The organism is Mesorhizobium sp. WSM4844, from assembly GCF_055811775.1.
The window spans coordinates 1-715 of record NZ_JBVVQB010000168.1; the positions used below are offsets into that span (position 1 = coordinate 1).

1 protein-coding gene is annotated in these 715 nt (G+C 58.6%); it reads right to left on the reverse strand.

Features of this window, described 5'->3' with window-relative positions:
• Nucleotides 1-560: DNA-3-methyladenine glycosylase (locus tag AC0L2A_RS36275; RefSeq protein WP_473612986.1), on the reverse strand; the 560-nt coding region annotated here is incomplete at its 3' end.
• Nucleotides 561-715: the final 155 nt, after the last annotated feature.

Genomic DNA, 715 nt, shown 5'->3' on the forward strand with positions numbered 1-715 from the left:
CATCCCAGTTGAAGCTCTGCTTCTCCCGTGATGCGGGCGAGATAGATCAGCCAAGCCGTTACCAAGTATTCCGTGCGATCGAGTGGCGACAGCTTAGCCAAAGCACTTGGAATGACCCCCGAACTCGACTGCCATCTGGGCGGCGTCTCAGCTACGGACGACGACAGGAAAGGAAACTGCGATGTTTTAAACTGCTCAAGCCGCTGTCGCCAAAAATCCTCTGAAGGCGCCAGCAATTCATGGGCGGCAGTTATGCTCCGCGCCTGTTCATCGCTCAAAATTGGAAGGCGACCACCTTCATCCAGATTGGAGTGCCTGGCGAAGGCTCGCGCGTCCAGCAGCTGACCATCGGGGCCGCCAAAGCAAACATCGACATCCTGCGTACCCGTCGCCACACGCCAGTGGCTGGAGTGGATTTCAAGCAGGGAACCCGCGGGAAAGCCCGAGCGTCGAGGCAACACCTCCAGGCGTCTGACAGCGACAACCTCATCGCCTACGAGCGCCTTGGGCAGACACAATGGATTGGGATGATACGGGCCAAAGTCTAGGGCACGCGTCATCGCTGACAGCTCTTGCGCGGATCGATCCCATCGCAGACAGCCTGCCGCATCTGGGCGTCGACGTTTCGGAAAATAGCTTCTGTTCACCAGCGCCTGCGGATGGGCAGTAAGCTCTCCCTTTGCCAAGCCAGTTAAAAGCTCGCGGAAGCCCTCGA